We start from the raw sequence: 16,492 nt of genomic DNA, 5'->3' as shown, positions 1-16,492 counted from the left end.
TGTGTTAATGTTTGAGCGCCAGCGAGTAACACAAAAGGTGCGTAGCGTTGGCTGTCGTTCTGCCGCTGTTTGTTAGGTTTGGTGTTCCTGGAAATATGACAATGCACCAACACCTACGGTGTCAAAGAGCGCTTGTTCTCTCGAGCTTCTCCATAGTGCCATCCCAATTTTGGGGAAAATATATGAGCATCCATTATCTTCCTCCACAACCTCTTCCGTGCTCAGCAGGGACAGCAACTCTTCTACCGAGAGATCAAACAAAGAATGACCAAAATAAATAAGATCTATCCCAGCCTTTCTACTCGCTTCAATATACTCGGCACAATCTGATTCATCATAAAACACCTGACACTGCTCAAGTTCATAGCTATCTACTATGGTTTTCGAGAGTGGACTCTTCCTAAACGTACCATCTGGCTCACCGCAATGTTCATATACAGCGTGTCGAGGCCATCCGATCACGAATGCTCCGATGGAATCCCCTGGAATTACGCTTAATTGCATCATGATGAAACCTAACGCCCAGCGCAGGCGCAGCCAGCGCGGAGCGCATTTTGTGTTAATGTTTGAGCGCCAGCGAGCAACACAAAAGGTGCGTAGCGTTGGCTGTCGCTCTGCCGCTGATTGTTATGCTTTTACTTTACCAAGGCGGCCTTGCCTGCTTCTATACTCCAGAGACCGGTAGAAGTGCTGACATAGATTGGCTTTTCATGGTAAAGACTTAAAAACACATGAAATTCAGTTGGCACGTTGGAAACTAGGTGCGTAGAGAAAGGAATACTATCTCCCTCAGCAGGGACCAATAAACAAGTCTTTGTAGATGGAGACACATCTACAATATCATTTGTACCCAATCTGAATCGAAATTTTAGATGACGCCCAAATTGAACTCCAGAGTCTTTCTCTGGACTTAGCACCAGATATATATTTTCAGTTTCAAACTTCTCATCTACTACAGATACAGCCTTGTACTTTCCTTCACACACAAGATCTTTAGACATTTCTAATAGATCCTGCTCTCTGCTTGTGTAGGGAGAGCTTCCATCTTCCGAAAGGACAGCATCGTAAAGTTTTTTACCTAGATATTCCGAGTGTGCTATCTGGAACGCTGTATCTACATCGTTTTTCACGGATGTAGTTTTACAGCCAGAAACAGCTAAGAATGTGAAAATTATCGATATTATTCTTTTCATGTTGTGTTCTCTGAATGAAGCATAACGCCCGCAACAGGGGCGACCAATGCTATGCACATTTTGTGCGAAACTGGGAGCGCAGCGACCCGCACAGAATGTGCATAGCGTTGGGCGTCCCGCGGAGGCCCGAAGGGCCGTAGCATCCTGCTTGCGTTTGTTAGGTGATGGACGCTTGCACTGCACCTTGCGCCTCACTCCCACTTACCGATAAATGATGATTCCATGCACCCGCTGCACCTGCAATTGCTACACACAGAAGAAAGTAACCGATACATCTAAGAGCATTTACTCTACTTTTGTTACCTAAATCAGTGAATAAAGAAGGCATGAAGACTGCAAACGGGAGCGCCGCCCCCCACTTTCGATTCAGCCTCATATTCTTGTTCGCTTCAAAGATGTAGAAAAAACCGGCAATTCCAAATGCCAACCCAGCAATACTGGATATTAAGAATAAGACGTAGCTGACTAAGGCAATTCCTTCTGTACTCATGATCACCTAACGCCTTGCTCAGCGGCGGCTTACTTTATGCAGCTTTTGCGCGAAAATGGGAGTGCAGCGACCGAGCAAAAGGTGCATAAAGTAAGACGTCGGCTGCAGCAATTTGTTAGGCATGGCGCCCCTCCAATGTACCTACCACGTGCAGGACCTCAGAGAATCCTTTTGCTAGATACGAGTTAATTCCAACTTTCTGAGCCGCTACAACGTTGCTCTCATTATCATCAATGAAAACCGTACGTTCCGGACTTACATTTAGCTCACATAATGCGTGACGATACATCGATATATCTGGCTTTGCCATACCCACTATGTGCGAAGCTATGATCTTTTCAAAAACATCATCTGCACCAAATTCATTAGTAATTCTTGGCCAGTGAATCTCATTTGTATTAGAAAGAGCAGCTACACGATACTTAGTCGAAAGATTTTCTAGGAACTCAAAAGCACCAGGATAAAACCCTTTTGGCCAGTTTCTAAAGTGCTCAATAATCTCTTCCTCTGTTTCGACAATACGATGCTCTTTTTTGAAACTTTCAGCAAACTGATTCTGCGAAATATTTCCAACCTCGAACTCTTTTGCCATAGCAGATGAAAGCCAACCAGAAACGTCCATATCAGAGCTTGGCAATGGAGATCCGGATAGTTCAATAACTACCCCACCCAGATCAAAAAGATAGAGTTCGATTTCTTGGCTCATATTTCAATGTAGATGCCTAACGCCCACGGCAGGGGCGGCTTACCTTATGCATGATTTACGCGAAAATGGGAGCGAAGCGACCCGCGTAAAACGTGCATAAGGTAAGCCGTCCCGCGGAGGCCCGAAGGGCCGGAGCTTCACTGCCCGTGATTGTTATGTTGCTTTACTGCAGTGCTTGAACGGATGCCACTTAAACCGAAGTACACACACAGACAACCTCCCAATACTGGGGCAAAGAGTGAAATAGTCTGAGACTTTTCAACAATCTCTTGATTGCTGAAGCCAAGAACTAGTGAATATGCCACTACTCCAAAGCCGAACCCAGCAATAATCAAGCGCCCCGCTAATTTTGCTAATTTTTTCATTATACCTTCATCGATATATTTTCTTGGGTTGACCCGAAACATAACGCCCGCAGCAGGGGCGACCAATACTATGCACATATTGTGCTAAAAAGGGAGCGCAGCGACCAGCACAATATGTGCATAGCGTTGGGCGTCCCGCGGAGGCCCGAAGGGCCGGAGCAAACTGCCTGCGATTGTTAAGTGCTTACGGGGTCTGAATAGTACCATTGCTACACAGGTTCTCGTAAAACTGTCGAAAACTAAGCGCTTGTGTTTGGTATTTTTTGGTTTGAGCGCAAGGCTCCTCTATCAGCCAATTGCAATACTCGTAGCAGTATCGCATTTTCTTATCATGCTCTCTGATAAGAGACCTGGAGAAATGCGACCACTCATTCCTAACGAAGTCTTTTGTATTAAACTCAATTTTCGATTTGTGTAACTGAGTGTACCACTGCACAGCTTCAACCAGATCTTGAAATAAATTAGAAAGATTTATCACCTCCGGTGATAGATAAACATTCTTTAAAAGGCTGGATTTAATATTTTCTTTGTTAATTGCATAGAAAGGTTCATGCTCCCAGTCATTTTTTGTGACTTTAGTTATAGTCGCCCACTGCTTTTCGAGCATACTTTGAAGCAGTTTAATGTGGTTTAAATAATTTGATATTTTCTCATTCTGAGTTGAATCTTGCTTATGAGCCGACAACTGATGAGTTATTGATATAAACGCGACTGCAGCCGCTACGCCTGCAAGGATGGGGCTTAGCATCCCATTGAAGTATGTGGAGAACTCCGCCCAATCTTCTGGTGCAGACGAAAAATTTGAACCACCTATAATCCCTACGCCAATAACATACGAAGCTATTACTCCAGCGGCGACCAACAGAATTGTAGTGATTATATAAACAATTATCTTATGGCTTGGATTGTTCATTCATAACTCAGAAACTTGAGCTTCTTTTCACTTAACGCCTGGCACAGCCGCCGGCAAAATTGGCACGTAATTGCGCAAGCAATTTAAGTGACAGTTTTGGCGGTCGGTTGCTGCCACTTGTTATGCTCACCACTTAGGATACCCCGACTGATGGTATACGTGAGCCATGCCTTTATGTTTGGTAATACCAAGCTTAATATCACCTTTAATATTAAAACCAGAATACCCTGTTTGAGCATCTTGATCTAATAAACGTAAAGCCACTTCAAATACCTTACGGTTTTCGTTGAATGTATGCCAAAGACAAACCTTACATTTAGCGTTTATGTTTTCTGGTTGAATTATTACCTTTTCTTCATCTTTCGCGAAAGAAATATATTCAATAGATAACGAAATATTAAGCTCTTTTTCAATACTCTTGATATAAGGAGAAATTACAGACTCAATAATTAGTGACAATTCTTCTTCTGTCGAAAAGTGTTGATCATCTCTTACTGGCATAAATCTTCCATGGGAGCATAACGCCCACGGCAGGGGCGGATTACCTTATGCGCGTTTTGCGCAAAAATGGGAGCGAAGCGACCGCGCAAAACGTGCATAAAGTAAGCCGTCCCGCGGAGGCCCGAAGGGCCGGAGCTTCACTGCCCGTGATTGTTATGTTGCTTTACTGAAGTACTTGAACGGATTCCACTTAATCCGAAGTACACACACAGACAACCTCCCAATACTGGGGCAAAGAGTGCAGTAGCCTAAGATTTTTCAACAATCTCTTGAGTGCTGAAGCCAAGAACTAGTGAATATGCCAAGACTCCAAATCCGAACCCGGCAATAATCAAGCGCCCAGCTAATTTTGCTAATTTTTCCATTATACATTCATCGATATTTCTTCTTGGGTAGACCCGAAACATAACGCCGCCAGCTGGGGCAGCTTACCTTGTGCGCATTTTGCGCGAAAATGGGAGCGCAGCGACCAGCGCAAAATGTGCACAAGGTAAGCTGTCCCGCGGAGGGCCGCAGGCCCGGAGCTTTACTGCCTGGCATTGTTATTGGGCTCGGAGTTGCAGCGCCCACCTAATTAATTTAGTGCCGACCCCACTCGCTAAAGCAACAATACCAAATTGGCCGAAAGACTGAAGTGCAAGTTTTGGCCAGAAATCAATTTCTTCCGTAAATATGGGATGCCAAACATAAACGAGTGACATATTTCCGGGGAGCAACAGAGCGTTGTAGCCGGGCATACCTCCGCCATACACGTTCCAATTTATGAAAAATGCTAACAGACCAACGAGTAACGCAACGGACCCTAAAATCAAGGCTACGGCCATACTGCTGAACTTTTTCATGTTGCCCAATAACGCCCGCAACAGGGGCGACCAATGCTATGCACGTTTTGTGCGAAAATGGGAGCGCAGCGACCCGCACAAAACGTGCATAGCGTTGGGCGTCCCGCGGAGGCCCGAAGGGCCGGAGCATTCTGCTTGCGTTTGTTATGCATGGGGTAATGCAGAGCCCTGGTGCTAGATTGGAGTTCCAGCACGCTCACACTCTTTCTCAATTTTTTTCTGCTTTGGAATACTAACCGGTAGCAATACTGTGTCAGCTACTGCGCTCAAAGGTAGATCCAATGCGATCACCGGAATAAATAGCATTTTCAATGGATTTTCTTGTTGTACAGCCGAACACATGAGCGCCAAATCGGCAGTTACACCACCGTAAATATAATTGTTGTTAGGATGACACTTCTTGTGTTCCATATTGTGCGTATAGCGCAGGGTCGTTCCACAACCAGACACCGCCAAGATGGTGATAATTATTGCCAATTTTTTCATAGTTGATGCATAACGCCGTGCGCAGCGGCGGCTTACTTTGTGGATTTTTTGCGCGAAATAGGAGCGTAGCGACTGCGCAAAAAGTGCGCAAAGTAAGACGTCGGTCTGCCGCACCTTGTTAAATTCGTTTGCGTAGTACGAACTTCTCGGGCTCGATATCAGAGAAACTCGGCTCAACTAGAACCAGATTACTATCGCCTACCAGCTTGAACGTGTACTTTTTACCGCTAGATAACACTAGCGTAATTTTATCCTCGCTTTTACTCCATATGCCGCGCTCAACTACTTCTACATTTTCACAAGGATCGCATTCATTTGGCATTTCCGTGGAGACAATCTCCCCCAAATGCCCTTCGGCTAAGACTAATGTCCAGCCCCAATTACTTTTTGTATCTGCACGATACTCACCCAGAATCGACTCATCAGCATTGGCGCAAGACATAAACATAGAAATTGTGACGGCGAAAATAAGCGCTCTCATAGTGGCACCTGAATTTAACGCCCACGGCATGGGCGGATTACCTTATGCGCGTTTTGCGCGAAAATAGGAGCGAAGCGACTGCGCAAAACGTGCATAAGGTAAGCCGTCCCGCGGAGGCCCGAAGGGCCGGAGCTTCATTGCCCGTGATTGTTAATGTTGGGGGACCAAAAGCGATTGATACCCCAAAGGCCACCAATCCTGAAGCCACTCAGAACCAACATGCTTTGAGCGGCACTGCTGGTTTTACCCTACCACGCTTTCCCTGGAGCGGCTAAACAGCCCAACAGGAATACTCAACTGTACTTCTTCCGGCGCCACCAACGTGCACAAAGAATGGAAGCCACCGCTGCCGATTAAAATCAACCTTAAAATCCTGCTAGCGATTACATTTCAACAAGGCCGGAAGCCGCCGAATCGCTAGTAAACTACCCCCGAACTCTCGAAGGCGCCGGCATGATGAACCGGAACATTAACAGTTTTATTCATACGCCATAGGCTTCTTTTGTAAGTGAGATTGTTTTATGGCGCAAAAGTCATCATCCGGAGAAATATTCCGTAAAATCAATAAGTTGTAAAAAATCTCCAACTTACCTGTTTGCAAAAAGAAGCCCATGGCTTTTGTTCTTGTATTTAAAATGGCTTTCTTTGAATTTGCCAAATCTATATATATCAATGGTTTAGGCTACCCCATTCTGTGCACACAAGCCATAGGCTGCTGATCCTGGTGTTGACGCCCGCCCACTATCGATCTACTGTATATAAAAACAGTTCCCTTGGTCACATTATGGACAATATCAGACAGCGAATTCCGGCACGTCCCGTGCGTTTTTTGGACAATCTTCGATTGCACATGCGGGATGCCGGGCTTGCGTATACAACTGAACGCACTTACGTTCACTGGATAAAGCGCTTTATCCTTTTTCATAACAAAAGGCACCCAAAAGATATGGGTGTGCCTGAGGTGGAGCACTTTCTGACGCACCTATCGGAGGAGCGTGATTGCTCGGTGGGAACTCAGCGTATTGTCCTGAATGCTCTGGTTTATCTGTTTACCCGATTCCTAGGTATTGAACTAAAGGGGCTTTCATTTTCCAAGGCAAAGCGTCCGCGCAGGCTGCCCGTGGTGTACAGCCGCTCGGAGGTGGCTCAGATTCTGTCCCACCTTTCCGGGGCTGGAAGATTGCGTGTGCAGCTTCTTTATGGATCGGGTTTGCGTTCCGCGGAGTTGCTCTCGTTGCGGGTCAAGGACATTGATTTTGGCAGTAACAATGTTTTTGTACGTGCAGGCAAAGGAAATAAAGACCGTACAACAATTTTGCCTCAAGGCTTGATCGCAGATTTACAGCGCCAGATTGAGCGAGTCCGTATCCTGCACGAGCAGGATTTGGCGGATGGCATGGGCAATGTATATTTACCGGATGCACTTGCGAGAAAGTACCCCAATGCGGCGAAGGAGCTCGCCTGGCAGTACCTGTTCCCTGCGTCCCAAACAGGGCCCTGTCCTCGCACAGGAGAGGTACGGCGGCATCACCTCCACCCTACAGCGCTGGCGAAGCAGATCCGCCGGGCGGTAAAGGCGGCAGGTATTCACAAGCCGGCACGCGCGCATGCGTTTCGGCACAGCTTTGCCACCCACTTGCTTGAGTCAGGATATGACTTGCGGACAATCCAGGAGTTACTGGGGCATTCCGATATCAGCATCACGGAAATTTATACCCACGTGGTAAATCGAGGAAGTAAGGGTGTGCTGAGCCCGATGGATTGCCTTAATCACGGTCTTTCTTCAGGAATTACCCATGCAAACAACCCGAATCCCAACAAGGTCTCTGAGCCTGCGCCGATGTATCGAATCGCCTGCTGATACAGTGACCTGCATGCGAACCAGCTTTCTTCAAGCATAAAAAAACCCCGCCGAAGCGGGGTTTTTTTTGGGTTAGACTACTAGGCCGGCTTACATCATGCCGCCCATGCCACCCATGCCGCCCATGCCACCCATGTCAGGTGCAGCCGGCTTGTCTTCCGGGATGTCTGCAACCATAGCTTCGGTGGTGATCATCAGGCCTGCGATGGACGCTGCAGCCTGCAGTGCGGAGCGGGTTACCTTGGCCGGGTCCAGGATGCCCATTTCCAGCATGTCGCCGTACTCGCCGGTACCGGCGTTGTAGCCGAAGTTGCCTTCGCCCTGTTTTACCTTGTCGACAACAACAGACGCTTCGTCACCGGCGTTGGTCACGATCTGACGCAGCGGCATTTCCATCGCGCGCAGTGCCGCAGCAATACCGTGGTTCTGGTCTTCGTTGTCGCCTTTTACAGAGATCGCCTGAATCGCACGGATCAGCGCGGTGCCACCGCCAGGAACCACGCCTTCTTCAACGGCGGCGCGGGTAGCGTGCAGGGCGTCTTCAACGCGGGCTTTCTTCTCTTTCATTTCGACTTCGGTGGCAGCGCCAACCTTGATCACCGCAACACCGCCAGCCAGCTTGGCAACGCGCTCTTGCAGCTTCTCTTTGTCGTAGTCAGAAGAAGACTCTTCGATCTGGGCACGGATCTGCTTCACGCGTGCTTCGATGTCGGCCACATCGCCAGCGCCGTCTACGATCACGGTGTTCTCTTTGGACAGGGTGACGCGCTTGGCGGTACCCAGGTGCTCCAGAGTGGTGGCTTCCAGCTCGAGGCCAACTTCTTCAGAAATCACGGTGCCGCCGGTCAGGATGGCGATGTCCTGCAGCATGGCTTTACGACGGTCGCCAAAGCCCGGTGCTTTAACCGCAGCCACTTTGACGATACCGCGCATGCTGTTCACTACCAGAGTGGCCAGCGCTTCGCCTTCTACGTCTTCAGCGATGATCAGCAGCGGCTTGGACGCTTTGGCTACCTGCTCCAGCAGGGGCAGCAGATCGCGGATGTTGGAGATTTTCTTGTCAACCAGCAGGATGAACGGGCTGTCCAGCTCGGCAGTCATGTTTTCCTGATTGGTGACGAAGTACGGGGAGAGGTAGCCGCGGTCGAACTGCATGCCTTCTACGACGTCCAGTTCATTTTCCAGGGACTGGCCTTCCTCAACGGTGATCACACCTTCTTTGCCCACCTTGTCCATCGCTTCCGCGATGATGGTGCCGACGTGTTCGTCGCTGTTGGCGGAGATGGTACCTACCTGGGCGATCGACTTGCTGTCGGCACAGGGGGTCGCCAGACCGGCGATGTGGTCAACGGCGGCAGCAACGGCTTTGTCGATACCACGCTTCAGGTCCATCGGGTTGAAGCCAGCGGCTACGGACTTGAGGCCTTCGGTGACGATGGCCTGGGCCAGTACGGTCGCGGTGGTGGTGCCGTCACCAGCGGTGTCGGAAGCCTTGGAGGCAACTTCTTTCACCATCTGCGCGCCCATGTTTTCGAACTTATCTTTCAGTTCGATTTCTTTGGCTACGGATACACCGTCTTTGGTTACGGTCGGAGCGCCGAACGCCTTTTCCAGTACCACGTTACGGCCCTTGGGACCCAGGGTGGTTTTTACGGCGTCAGCCAGGATGTTTACGCCGCTCAGCATTTTCTGGCGAGCGTCGTCACCAAATTTTACGTCTTTTGCTGCCATGATCTTATTTCCTCAATTCTGCTCGTGGTTGCGTCTTGCCCGGGCTCGCCGGGAATAGTACCGGGGCTATTAGCCTTCCAGTACGCCGTAGATGTCGCCTTCGCTCATGATGATCAGCTCTTCGCCGCCCATCTTGAGGGTGTTGCTGTCGGCATAGCGGCCGAACACCACGGTGTCACCCACTTTTACAGAGAGTGCACGCACGTCACCGTTATCCAGCAATTTGCCTTCGCCAACGGCAACCACTTCGCCCTGATTCGGCTTTTCTTTTGCTGCACCCGGCAGCACGATGCCACCAGCAGTTTTCTCTTCTTCTTCCTTACGGCGTACGACAACGCGATCGTGTAAAGGACGAATTTTCATGGATTGGCTCTCCAATGAGTCATTTAGGGTTGCAATGTCAAGTGGCTCGGCCCCGCCCTGCGGGCCCTCCGCCAGCCCTGCCCGGGATAGTCGGGCCGGGAAAAACTTGGGGTGCAGCCTATCTGGGGGAGACCCGGGGAAATTTCAACGGCGGCGGAGAAAAAAACTGGAGGAAATTGGGGGGAGTGGGCCGACAGAAGGCCTGTCACTCGACAGGCCGGTCAATATTTAGTCATTTTTGTCGGGATCACGCTTGTCTTCTCGCGGGTCTTCTCGCGGGTCTTCACGCTGATAGTCGCCTTCGATCACATCGTGGGAGCGTTCTTGGCGAGAAGGGTCATGCCCGGACTGGCGGTGTGTGCCGGCGGTATAGCCCGTGGTCTGCACGATCACCACGTGACCAAGAAGTCGACCAATGATGACCTGGCGAATACCCGGAATGAGACAGGCAAACCCGATGGCGTCGGTGATGAACCCCGGGGTAAGCAGCAGAGCACCACCGACGGCGAGAAAGATGCCCTCCGCCATTTCCTTTGCCGGCATTTCACCGGCCTGCATTTTTTGCTGCGCCCGCATGATGGTAGACACACCCTGCCGCTTGAGCAGCGCGAGACCAACCACGGCCGTCAGCAGCACCAGGCCAATGGTGGGCAGCGCTCCGATTTTTTCACCCACGCTAATCAGAACCCACATCTCGAGGATGGGCATCACGATAAAGAGAAGCAGTAAAGGGCGCATACAAGGCTCCTGAAGGACCCGGCAGTCGCCGGGGAGTAGGTTGATGGCGCGGCACGCTCACCGCGCCATCGACCGAAGTTTCCGGGCAGGCAACACCTGCCTCAGGGAGGGGTTACATACGGGCACCGCCGTCGATTTCCACCACACGGCCGGTGAGGTAGTCGTTCTCGATGATAAACGAAACCGTGCTGGCAATTTCGTCTGGCTCGCCAATCCGTCGCAATGGCACCTGCTTGACCAAGCCATCGAGGATCTCCGGACGCATCTGCGCCACCATATCCGTACCGATAAACCCGGGCGCGATGGCCGCCACGCGCACGCCGTAACGGGCCAGTTCACGGGCCCAGGTGACCGTCATGGTCGCCACGCCGGCTTTGGATGCGGAGTAGTTGGTCTGCCCCATATTCCCGGCACGGGAAACACTGGAGATATTGACGATCACGCCACCATCGCCCTTTTCCGCCATGATGGCCGCTGCGGCGCGGGTGCACAGGAAAACCCCCGTCAAGTTGACGTCGATCACCGACTGCCACTGGGCCAGCGACATACGCTCGGCCACCTTGCCATCTTTGACCTTGAGCAGCATGCCGTCACGCATAATGCCGGCATTGTTCACCAGCACATCCAGCCCGCCGAAATCCCGGTTGATATCCGCAAAGCCGCCGTCTACCGCGGCCTCATTGGCCACATCGATGACGTAGCTCCGCGCCTCCGCGCCCTTTTCGCTGCAGGCGGCGACGCTCTCGTCCAGTCGCTCCTGATTGACGTCAATGAGTGCAAGGCGTGCGCCGCGGCCTGCGAGATACTCGGCCATGGCTCGGCCCAGGCCCTGGCCCGCCCCGGTGATGGCAATAATGCTGTTAGTAACCTGCATGAAAACCTCAATCTAGTCCAAATATTCTCGTCAAAAATCGTCTCCAATCGGTGCGGTCAATTACCAGGAATAGCCGACGCCGATCGTCAATTTTGTATCTTCTTTTTCTCGGTCAAGAGACGGGGTGTTGTCGTACTGCCAGGCGTATTTGACTTCCATCAGGATGCCTTTCACCAGCGGCGTGCGCACACCAATTTCTGCATTACTCTGGAAGTCTTCACTGCGATCCATTGACTGCAACAGCTCCTGGTTGTAATACACTTCCGGGCCCAGGTCGAACTTGTAGCGGAAGTCCCAGGCGGCACGGCCAGCGCCGTAGCGCTTGCTGGGGTCGGGGTTCAGGCTGGGGTCGATATAATCTTCTTTCAGACTGTTTATACCGCCCTGAATCGAAAGCGCCGACTTGTCGGTATCGAAAAACAGGTAACCGAGACCCAGACCCACCGTGGAGCTGAGATCCAGGTTACGGGCCTCCTCGTGAAGCAGGGAGCTGTTGCCTGCCGCGAACCACTTTTCGGCGAAAATCCACCGCAGGTCGTAACTGAGCCGGTACTTTTCCAGATCACTCACTTCGCTACTGTTCTGGTTCTGGTACTGGGTGCCTATCAGGTGGTGGAAGTCACCGTTGCGGATATCAAAGTTAACGTTGATGTCCCAGTCTTCCCGATCCCGGTTACCCTCTTCAAACACACCCGACGCAGCGACGTTACCGCGGAAAATAATCGGGTTGCCAACGAAGTTGATATACGGCTCGGCGCGATCAATGGCGGGGAAGTCCATCACCCAGCCGTCGCCTTCATCACAATACAGTTCCCACTGCTGGCGCCGATGCCCCGCCAGCGCGCAAGGTTCATCCCGGCCAGCAATCTTCAGGTCTTCATCGGTCTCCAACGAGAGGATTTTCTCCTTGGCTACGGTAATATCGCCGAAGGTCTCCGACCTCCAGATAACATTATCCCGGTCGACAACCACCAGCTCCCCATGAATCCGGTCGCCATTGGTGAGACTCAAAACCCCCGCTCCGGCGACGGAGGCGACCATGGCAAACACCGAAAAAACAAGACCGGCCAGTACTCTGGGCATGGCAAGCCTGCGAACAACTTCCGGGGAATTGGGAACTCGGGGTACAGCAGAAAGCACGAAACAACCTTTCGATAGCATGGGGTTATGACAGAAAATTGACCGATAAATCAGATAGCAGTATCGATTCACCAGACCGAGATCTGCACAGCACAAAAAACAGGGGGCATGATGCCACAACTCGCATCTGCCTTGCACTTGCACAGGTCCCGGTGGGACGGGTGGTTACCTACGGGGGATTAGCCGAATTGGCCGGCCTGCCAAGGGCGGCGCGGCTTGTGGGGCAGACACTGCGGAGACTCCCGCGCGATACCCGCCTACCGTGGCACCGCGTGATCAATGCCCAGGGCCGGATATCCCTGCCCGAGCCCGCTGCACAGCGTCAGTGGACGTTGCTACGGGAGGAAGGTGTGACTCCAGTAAAGGGAAAAGTCGACTTGAGCCACTATGGATGGCCGAAACCCGGAGAGCTCTGATCCGCGCAATGACTACCCACGGATCAGGGGTTATACGCGGGTCGAGGGGAACGCCGACAGGAACACCGGAAGCGAGGCCGCAAGGAAAACCGAGAGCAAAACCGACAGCAACCTTCGGGTCATCCCGGTGCGGCCTCGTTGTCTTTTGCCGCTTCCTCATCCCGGTTGCGGTACCAGATGTAAATCGCCAGCAGTACTGCGGGAATACCGAGAATCGCCACCATGATAAAGAACGACTCGTAACCTTGCGCATCCACCACAATACCGGAGAAACCGCTGATAAATTTGCCCGGCAGGGTCATCAGTGAACTGAACAACGCATATTGAGTCGCAGTGTAGGTTTGATTGACCAGACTCGACAGGAAGGCGATAAACACGGAATTGGAGATACCGGCACTGATATTATCCGCACTGATCACGATCGCCAGCCAGGTTTTGTCCGGCCCCAGGGTTGCGAGGTGGGCAAACAGCAGGTTGGTCGCCGCCACCATCACCGCACCCAGAATCAATGGCCGCAAAATACCGAAGCGCACCACCAGGGCACCGCCAACAAAGGCCCCGATCATGGTACAGACAAAGCCGAACAGCTTGCCGATCTGGGCGATATCATCCTTGCTGAAGCCCAGGTCGAGATAAAAGGGGTTTGCCATAACGCCCATGGCGATATCGCTCACGCGGTAAATGCCGATGAACAACAGCAGCACAATCGCGAAGCGACCATTGCGCTCGAAAAACTCGATAAACGGGCAGGCAACCGCGCGCACAAACCACTCGCTCACTTTTCCATGTTTACCACTGCCGAGTACCCGGTCGACCCACGTGTGCTGGAACGCCTCATTCTGTGCCCGCACTTTGTTGTGGTCCGGTTCCGCCACCAGCAGCGTGGTGAGGATTCCCACCGCCATCAACGCTGCCATGGCCATGTAAGCCGCACTCCAGCTGGCGTACTCGGCGATAAACAGTGCACCTGCGCCGGCAATGAGCAGAGCTACCCGGTAACCGAACACATACATCGCTGCCATGGCACCCTGAAACTCGGTGTCCACCGCCTCGATGCGATAGGCATCAATGACGACATCCTGGGAAGCAGAGCAAAATGCCACCAGAATGCCGAAACCGAACACGGCGGGAAGCGCCAGCTGCGGATTGAGCTGGCTCATGGCAAACAGGCCACAGGCCACGCCGATCTGCGACACCAGTATCCAGCTGCGTCGTTTACCCATGACACCGGTGAGCACCGGTATACGCAGAGAGTCGATGATGGGCGCCCAGATGAACTTGATCGAGAAGGTAATACCTATCCAGGCGGTGAACCCGATAGTGGTGCGGCTGATACCGTAATCCCGCAACCAGGCAGTAAGGGTGGAAAAAACCAGCAGCAGTGGCAGGCCGGCGGATATCCCGAAAAAAAACATCGCCAGAACTTTTGGCCGAGTATAAACCTTGAGCGCTTCTCCCCAGGTCATCGTTTGATTTTGCATGGGCAGGCTTTGCTTCCTTTCTTTTATTGGCTTGCCGGTCGTTGTGTGCCGCGAATGGCGGTACACCGGCGTATGCCGGCGTCAACGTCCGAACGTCACTTCCAGTTGCGCCTCGGCCAGTTTATTGGCATTGATCTGATAGGCCACCATCGCTGCCGACGTGTTTTCGTCCAGTGCCAACTGCTCTACTTTGAGCGCATAGACCCGGAACTGGTAACGGTGGTCGCCGTGCCCCTCCGGCGGGCAGGCGCCGCCATAGCCGGGACTACCAAAATCCGTGCGACTTTGAATCGCCTCCGGGATCAGCCCGGACTTGGGATCCCCCGCGCCCTCGGGCAGTGCCGTCACGTCCGCGGGAATATTGAATACCACCCAGTGCCACCAGCCACTGCCGGTCGGGGCATCCGGGTCATGCATGACCACTGCAAAACTACGGGTACCTTGCGGAGCGCCCTGCCAATGCAGCTCTGGAGAGATATTCTCGCCACTGCAACCAAAGCCATAGTAAAGCTGCGCCTTCGGCATTCGCCCCCCTGCTTGCAGGGTGCTAGAGGCCAACCGAAAAGCCCCTTCTTTTTGCTCTGCACTGGCACTGGGCGCCCACAGCATCGAGGTCATCAGCGCTGTCATCACCAGGGTCATGACCGATAACCGCGACAACCGCAGAATTGCCAACAGTGTAGCAGGCCGTCCCGAGCCACCCGGGTCTCCCGCCAGAGATTTGCTGTGACTGGTGTCGTTGTTCATGGCGTCCTCGAAACCTGTATCAACGCGATGGCAATGCGCGCTTGCTACCCAATTTCAACCCGCAGTGGCCGGGTCAGGAGCGGCCTGCCACCAGACTGGCGGCCGCTGCGATATCCATATTACCGCCGGTCAGTACGATCACGGCGCGCTTGTTGCGAAAGCGCGCCGGGTGCGCCATCACCGCAGCCAGCCCCACCGCCGCGGACGGCTCCACAAACTGTTTCGTCCGGCGCCACAACAACTCGAGCGCTTCAGCGATGGCGGCTTCCGAAACGGTAACCACATCCTGCACACAGCGGCGTATCAGCACGAAATTCCGTTCGCCCAGTGTCGTGCGCAGGCCATCGGCCATGGTCTGTGGCTGCTGCTCGGTGACCCGCACACCGCTGCGAAACGAGCGCTGCGCGTCGTCGGCGCCCGCGGGCTCTGCCCCCAAGACTTTAATGTCCGGTGCCAAAGCAGACACGGCAAGACCGATGCCTGCGAGTAACCCACCACCGCCGACCGGCGCCACAATCAAGTCTGGCGCAAACCCCAGCTCCCGGCACTGCCCTACGATCTCCTGCGCCACGGTGCCCTGGCCGGCGATAATGCGCGCGTCATCAAACGGGGGGATCACGTGTGCACCGGAAGACTGCACTACGGCCTGCAGCGTGGCCTCCCGCGCCTGCAGTGTCGGTTCGCAGAAAATGATTTCGGCACCATAGGCGGCAACCGCCGACTTTTTAACCCCGGGCGCATTTTCCGGCATCACCACTTTGCAACGAAGCCCCTGCTGCGCTGCCGCCCACGCCAGTGCGGCACCGTGGTTGCCGGAGGAATGCGTGGCCACAATTTCTGTGCCATCCGGCACCTGTAATACCGCATTACTCGCGCCACGGGCCTTGAATGCACCGACTTTCTGCAAATGCTCACACTTGAAGTAGAGGTCGGCCCCCAGCAACGTATTGAGGCTGGCAGACGTCATCAGTGGTGTGCGGTGAATCTGGCCGGCAATACGCTCGGCGGCAGCAAACACATCCGCCGCCACCGGCAGGTCCACACGATTCTGGCCGGAAGCGCCCGAGCCCCGCTTATTACCGCCGTCTGTCACACAATCTCCAGCAAGTCATTCAACCGGTCTCTACATGGACCCGTCACACGAAGAATTCATCCGGCATACCG

At 52.8% G+C, this 16,492-nt stretch carries 20 protein-coding genes; 2 read left to right on the top strand and 18 right to left on the bottom strand.

Annotated features, from left to right (window positions below; translation table 11 throughout):
• Positions 1 to 72: 72 nt before the first annotated feature.
• From AU182_RS16470 to AU182_RS07350, 10 genes are all read right to left on the bottom strand, one after another.
• Positions 73 to 507 (bottom strand): hypothetical protein, encoded by a 435-nt coding sequence (locus tag AU182_RS16470; RefSeq protein ID WP_153039167.1) that lies wholly within the window; start codon positions 505 to 507, stop codon positions 73 to 75.
• A 128-nt stretch (positions 508 to 635) separates the two neighbouring features.
• Positions 636 to 1,193 carry a hypothetical protein gene (locus AU182_RS16465; RefSeq protein WP_153039166.1) on the bottom strand — a complete coding sequence of 186 codons (558 nt, stop codon included), beginning with the start codon at positions 1,191 to 1,193 and terminating at the stop codon, positions 636 to 638.
• Positions 1,194 to 1,350: 157 nt separating this feature from the next.
• Positions 1,351 to 1,683 carry a hypothetical protein gene (locus AU182_RS16460; protein WP_153039165.1) on the bottom strand — a complete coding sequence of 111 codons (333 nt, stop codon included), beginning with the start codon at positions 1,681 to 1,683 and terminating at the stop codon, positions 1,351 to 1,353.
• A 115-nt stretch (positions 1,684 to 1,798) separates the two neighbouring features.
• Positions 1,799 to 2,389 carry an HAD family phosphatase gene (locus AU182_RS07365; protein WP_082859287.1) on the bottom strand — a complete coding sequence of 197 codons (591 nt, stop codon included), beginning with the start codon at positions 2,387 to 2,389 and terminating at the stop codon, positions 1,799 to 1,801.
• 137 nt (positions 2,390 to 2,526) lie between these two features.
• A complete protein-coding gene (locus AU182_RS16455; RefSeq protein WP_153039164.1) occupies positions 2,527 to 2,754 on the bottom strand; it encodes a hypothetical protein in 228 nt (75 codons plus the stop codon).
• Positions 2,755 to 2,938: 184 nt separating this feature from the next.
• Positions 2,939 to 3,667 carry a hypothetical protein gene (locus tag AU182_RS07360; protein ID WP_066963043.1) on the bottom strand — a complete coding sequence of 243 codons (729 nt, stop codon included), beginning with the start codon at positions 3,665 to 3,667 and terminating at the stop codon, positions 2,939 to 2,941.
• A gap of 126 nt (positions 3,668 to 3,793) precedes the next feature.
• Positions 3,794 to 4,168 carry a hypothetical protein gene (locus AU182_RS16450; protein WP_153039152.1) on the bottom strand — a complete coding sequence of 125 codons (375 nt, stop codon included), beginning with the start codon at positions 4,166 to 4,168 and terminating at the stop codon, positions 3,794 to 3,796.
• A gap of 542 nt (positions 4,169 to 4,710) precedes the next feature.
• Entirely contained in the window at positions 4,711 to 5,010 is a 300-nt protein-coding gene (locus tag AU182_RS07355; protein WP_153039163.1) for a hypothetical protein, read from the bottom strand.
• A 174-nt stretch (positions 5,011 to 5,184) separates the two neighbouring features.
• Entirely contained in the window at positions 5,185 to 5,610 is a 426-nt protein-coding gene (locus AU182_RS16215) for a YceK/YidQ family lipoprotein (protein WP_193754310.1), read from the bottom strand.
• Between the two features lie 4 nt (positions 5,611 to 5,614).
• Positions 5,615 to 5,977, bottom strand: a complete 363-nt coding sequence (locus tag AU182_RS07350) for a hypothetical protein (RefSeq protein ID WP_066963036.1) — start codon at positions 5,975 to 5,977, stop codon at positions 5,615 to 5,617.
• A 784-nt stretch (positions 5,978 to 6,761) separates the two neighbouring features.
• On the opposite strand from AU182_RS07350, the gene AU182_RS07345 reads away from it, so the two are divergent.
• Positions 6,762 to 7,838, top strand: a complete 1,077-nt coding sequence (locus AU182_RS07345; protein ID WP_082859285.1) for an integron integrase — start codon at positions 6,762 to 6,764, stop codon at positions 7,836 to 7,838.
• A gap of 90 nt (positions 7,839 to 7,928) precedes the next feature.
• Here AU182_RS07345 and groL read toward each other — a convergent pair whose 3' ends face one another.
• From groL to AU182_RS07320, 5 genes are all read right to left on the bottom strand, one after another.
• The gene (groL, locus tag AU182_RS07340) at positions 7,929 to 9,569 is read right to left on the bottom strand and encodes a chaperonin GroEL (protein WP_066963031.1); all 1,641 of its coding nucleotides are present in this window, start codon (positions 9,567 to 9,569) and stop codon (positions 7,929 to 7,931) included.
• Positions 9,570 to 9,638: 69 nt separating this feature from the next.
• Positions 9,639 to 9,932, bottom strand: a complete 294-nt coding sequence (groES, locus tag AU182_RS07335) for a co-chaperone GroES (RefSeq protein ID WP_066963028.1) — start codon at positions 9,930 to 9,932, stop codon at positions 9,639 to 9,641.
• A 228-nt stretch (positions 9,933 to 10,160) separates the two neighbouring features.
• On the bottom strand, positions 10,161 to 10,670 hold the full coding sequence (locus AU182_RS07330; RefSeq protein ID WP_066963025.1) for an FxsA family protein: 510 nt from the start codon (positions 10,668 to 10,670) through the stop codon (positions 10,161 to 10,163).
• A 112-nt stretch (positions 10,671 to 10,782) separates the two neighbouring features.
• On the bottom strand, positions 10,783 to 11,544 hold the full coding sequence (locus tag AU182_RS07325; RefSeq protein ID WP_066963022.1) for an SDR family oxidoreductase: 762 nt from the start codon (positions 11,542 to 11,544) through the stop codon (positions 10,783 to 10,785).
• Between the two features lie 60 nt (positions 11,545 to 11,604).
• Entirely contained in the window at positions 11,605 to 12,627 is a 1,023-nt protein-coding gene (locus AU182_RS07320) for a DUF481 domain-containing protein (protein WP_227718167.1), read from the bottom strand.
• 140 nt (positions 12,628 to 12,767) lie between these two features.
• Here AU182_RS07320 and AU182_RS16210 point away from each other — a divergent pair, with 140 nt between their 5' ends.
• Positions 12,768 to 13,100 carry an MGMT family protein gene (locus AU182_RS16210; RefSeq protein ID WP_082859489.1) on the top strand — a complete coding sequence of 111 codons (333 nt, stop codon included), beginning with the start codon at positions 12,768 to 12,770 and terminating at the stop codon, positions 13,098 to 13,100.
• Between the two features lie 119 nt (positions 13,101 to 13,219).
• Here the strand turns inward: AU182_RS16210 and AU182_RS07315 are convergent, their stop codons facing one another.
• The 3 genes from AU182_RS07315 to AU182_RS07305 all read right to left on the bottom strand — a co-directional run bounded on the left by AU182_RS07315 (position 13,220) and on the right by AU182_RS07305 (position 16,421).
• Positions 13,220 to 14,581, bottom strand: a complete 1,362-nt coding sequence (locus AU182_RS07315) for an MFS transporter (protein ID WP_066963019.1) — start codon at positions 14,579 to 14,581, stop codon at positions 13,220 to 13,222.
• 81 nt (positions 14,582 to 14,662) lie between these two features.
• Positions 14,663 to 15,328, bottom strand: a complete 666-nt coding sequence (locus AU182_RS07310; protein ID WP_227718166.1) for a YbhB/YbcL family Raf kinase inhibitor-like protein — start codon at positions 15,326 to 15,328, stop codon at positions 14,663 to 14,665.
• Positions 15,329 to 15,401: 73 nt separating this feature from the next.
• Positions 15,402 to 16,421, bottom strand: a complete 1,020-nt coding sequence (locus AU182_RS07305) for a threonine/serine dehydratase (protein WP_227718165.1) — start codon at positions 16,419 to 16,421, stop codon at positions 15,402 to 15,404.
• Between the last annotated feature and the right edge of the window lie 71 nt (positions 16,422 to 16,492).

The sequence above is a fragment of the Microbulbifer sp. Q7 genome, from assembly GCF_001639145.1.
Taxonomy (GTDB): domain Bacteria; phylum Pseudomonadota; class Gammaproteobacteria; order Pseudomonadales; family Cellvibrionaceae; genus Microbulbifer.
The sequence above is the reverse complement of the archived record's forward strand: the minus strand, read 5'-3'. Positions and strand labels throughout refer to the sequence as shown.